Here is a 3,480-nt window from a genome sequence, read left to right as displayed (position 1 = left end):
TGCCGATCACGAAGGCCGTCGGGTTGCCACGGTCGAAGGAGCTGTCGAAGACCTTCGCCTTGCCGTCCTTGGGCTCCCAGGTCTGGCCGCTGTAGTTGGCCACCAGGGTGTCGCCCTTGGCCACCGCGGCGCCGGTACCGGCGGTGATGACCTGCTGGGAGAGCTGGCTGGGCGCCGGCTTCTCAGCGATCGTGACGACCGGCTTGGTGCCGAAACCGCCCTTGACGCTGGCGTCAGCCACGCCGGTAGCGATGCCGGTGGCCGAGGAGGACCCGGACGCCGACCCGGACGCCGACGAGGACCCGGACGCCGAGCTGTTGGCCGGGGTGGCGGCGTCGTCGCCGGAGCCGCAGGCGGTGAGAACTGAAACAGGTAGCAGAAGGGAGGCAAGCAGAACGCGCGAGCGAGAAAGCACAAGGTCCCCAAACGGGTGGACATCAGAAACGCAAAACTTGGTAAGCCTAACTCCGATCGCTGGCAGTCTCGCGCGGAAAGGGCTGGCGGACCTGGTTGGCCAGCCACAAGACGCACCGACCGGCATCAGGTGGCAGAGTCGCGGCTGGCAGGGTTCCGGCCCGCAAGGTGCCGGCTGGCAGGGTTCCCGGCTGCAGTTCCGGCTGCCACCGACCGACACGCAGGAGTCGCCCATGACCAGCATCGCCTACACCGCCGGCCTGCATCAGATCGCCGACGGCTGCTGGGCATGGCTGCAGCCCGACGGCGGCTGGGGACTGAGCAACGCCGGACTGCTCGACGGGGACGGCGAGAGCCTGCTGGTGGACACCCAGTTCGACCTGGCCCGCACCCGCCGGATGCTGGCCGCGATGGCTCCGGTCACGGCCGGCTCGCCGATCCGGCACGCGGTCAACACCCACGGCAACGGCGACCACTGCTACGGCAACGAGCTGCTCGACCCGGCGGTGCGGATCTGGGCCGCGCCGGAGGCCAGCGCGCACCTGCAAGCCGAGTCGCCGCAGCTGCTGAGCACGCTGATGGGCCTCGACATGGACCCCGGGCTGTCGGACTACCTGCGGCGGTCCTTCGGGGCGTTCGACTTCACCGGCATCCGGTCGCGACTGCCTGACGCCGACGTCACCGCCGACACCGAGTTGTCCGTCGGGTCGCGCACGGTGCGGCTGCTGCGATGCGGCCCGGCCCACACCCACGGCGACGTCGCGGTGTTCGACCCGGCCAGCGGCGTGGTCTTCACCGGCGACCTGCTGTTCATCGGCGGCACCCCGATCATGTGGGCCGGCCCGGCCAGCAGCTGGATCGCCGCCCTGCAACGCCTGCTCGCCCTCGACGCCGACACCTACGTCCCCGGCCACGGGCCGGTCACCGGTGCCGCCGGCGTGCGCGAGGTGATCGAGTACCTGGCGCACGTCGAGGCCGGGGCCGCGGAGCTGCACGCCCGCGGCCGGACGGTGCGGCAGGCCGCGGCCGAACTGGACCTGGGGCGGTTCGCCGGCTGGGGCAATCCCGAGCGGCTGGTGATCAACATCGACAGTTGCTACCGCCACCTCGACCCGGCACACCCGGCGCCGGACGTGGTGTCGCTGTTCACCCTGATGGCCGGCTGGCCCGGCTGATCGTCATTGCTTCCGGGGCGATCGTTGGCCCTCTGACAGGGCGACACGCCGGGTGTTGCGCTGCCCGAGGGCCAACGATCGCCGGCATCGCACCCAGCCGGACCCAGCGGGCGTCAGAGCGCGTCAATTCTGGATCGACGGCGCGGGCTCCGGTTCCGCGGCTGACGGTTCCGCGGCTGACGGTTCAATGTCAGACGATTCCGCGGCCATTGGTTCCACGGCCGCCGGTTCCACAGCCGACCCTTCCGCGGCCGCCGGTTCGCCGTGCAGCGCGTCCATGAACGTCTCGGCCCAGTGCGCGACGTCGTACTCGCGAACCCGGCGCCGCAGCGAGCGCATCCGCCGGCGTGCCTCGGCGGGCGAGATCCGCGCGGCCCGGACCATCGCGTCCTTGAGACCGGCGATGTCGTGCGGGTTCACCAGGAAGGCGCTGCCCAGTTCGTCGGCGGCGCCGGTGAACTCGCTCAACACCAACGCGCCCGACTCGTCATACCGGCAGGCCACGTATTCCTTGGCGACCAGGTTCATCCCGTCGCGCAGCGAGGTGACCAGCATGACGTCGGCCGCCAGGTAGAGCGCTGCCATCTCCTCCTGCGGGTAGGACTGGTGCAGGTAGTGCACCGGCGCGCTGCCGACCTCGCCGAACTCGCCGTTGATCCGGCCGACGGTCACCTCGACCTCGTCGCGCAGCCGGCGGTACTGCTCGACCCGCTCGCGGCTCGGGCTGGCGACCAGTACCAGGATGTCGTCCGGTGACTTCAGCCGGCCTTCCTGCAGCAACTCCCCGTACGCCTTGAGCCGGTGCGCGATTCCCTTGGTGTAGTCGAGCCGGTCCACCCCGAGCAGCAGGGTCTTCGGATGCCCCAGGGCCTGCCTGATCTCCGCCGCCCGAGCCCTGACCTCCGGCCGGCGGGCGATCGCCTCGAAGCCGGCCGAGTCGATCGAGATCGGGAACGTCGCGGCCCGCACCGTCCGGTCGTCCTCGGCAGGGGCCGGCCCGGTCCGCCGGCGACCCGCGGAGTTGCCGGCCGACCTCACGCCGGCTTCCCCCGGCCAGGCCCGCGGCACCCGTACCTGCGAGCCACGGGTGGTCAGGCCGGCCGCACGGCGGCAGGCACGCAGGAAGTTGGTGGCGTCGCCCTGGCGCTGGAAACCCAGCAGGTCCGCGCCCAGCAGCCCCTCGACGATCTGGCGCCGCCATGGCAGCTGGGCGAAGATCTCGTAGCCGGGGAACGGGATGTGGTTGAAGAAGCCGATCCGCAGGTCGGGACGCTGGGCCCGCAGCATGCCCGGCACCAGCTGCAGCTGGTAGTCCTGCACCCACACCACCGCCCCGTCGGCGGCCTGCTCGGCGGCGGCCTCGGCGAACCGGCGGTTGACCCGGACGTAGGCGTCCCACCAGGCTCGCCGGAAGCGCGGCGGCGCGATCACGTCGTGATACAGCGGCCACAACGTGTCGTTGGAGAAACCCTCGTAGTAGTCGCGGACTTCCTCACCCGACAAGCTCACCGGGACCAGCCGCATGCCTGCCTCGTCGAAGGGCTCCGGCGCCGGTCCCGGAGTTCCGGTCCAGCCGACCCAGGCGCCCTCTGCCTGCTGCATCACCGGCTGCAGCGCGGTCACCAGGCCACCGGGACTACGCCGCCAGGAGACCTCCCCGTCCGGCTCCTCGATACGGTCCAGCGGCAGCCGGTTGGCCACGACCACGAAGTCGTAGTCGCCGGTCGGGGCTGACCGATCATGCGTTGTGCTGCTCATCAGAGTTGACTCCATGCGGCGCGTCCGCCGGTCCGTTCCGCGACAGCTGTCTGACTGACTCAGCTCTACCGACCATAACCTGCCGGTTTCTGGTCACGGCAGACAGGGCACGGGCAGGGCAGTCGACAGGGAC

General features: G+C 70.9%; 3 protein-coding genes. 1 reads left to right on the top strand and 2 read right to left on the bottom strand.

All coding sequences use genetic code 11. The annotated features are described in order from the left end of the window. On the bottom strand, positions 1-241 hold a 241-nt coding region (locus tag VF542_RS11180; protein ID WP_408651787.1), incomplete at its 3' end, for an FKBP-type peptidyl-prolyl cis-trans isomerase. 406 nt (positions 242-647) lie between these two features. Here VF542_RS11180 and VF542_RS11175 point away from each other — a divergent pair. After that, the gene (locus VF542_RS11175) at positions 648-1,589 is read left to right on the top strand and encodes an MBL fold metallo-hydrolase (RefSeq protein WP_408651786.1); all 942 of its coding nucleotides are present in this window, start codon (positions 648-650) and stop codon (positions 1,587-1,589) included. A gap of 123 nt (positions 1,590-1,712) precedes the next feature. On the opposite strand, the gene VF542_RS11170 is transcribed toward VF542_RS11175, so the two are convergent. Beyond that, positions 1,713-3,347 carry an alpha,alpha-trehalose-phosphate synthase (UDP-forming) gene (locus tag VF542_RS11170; protein WP_408651785.1) on the bottom strand — a complete coding sequence of 545 codons (1,635 nt, stop codon included), beginning with the start codon at positions 3,345-3,347 and terminating at the stop codon, positions 1,713-1,715. Positions 3,348-3,480: the final 133 nt, after the last annotated feature.

It is taken from the genome of Jatrophihabitans sp. (genome assembly GCF_036389215.1).
Taxonomy (GTDB): Bacteria; Actinomycetota; Actinomycetes; order Mycobacteriales; family Jatrophihabitantaceae; genus Jatrophihabitans_A.
This window is presented reverse-complemented; position numbering and strand designations above follow the sequence as displayed.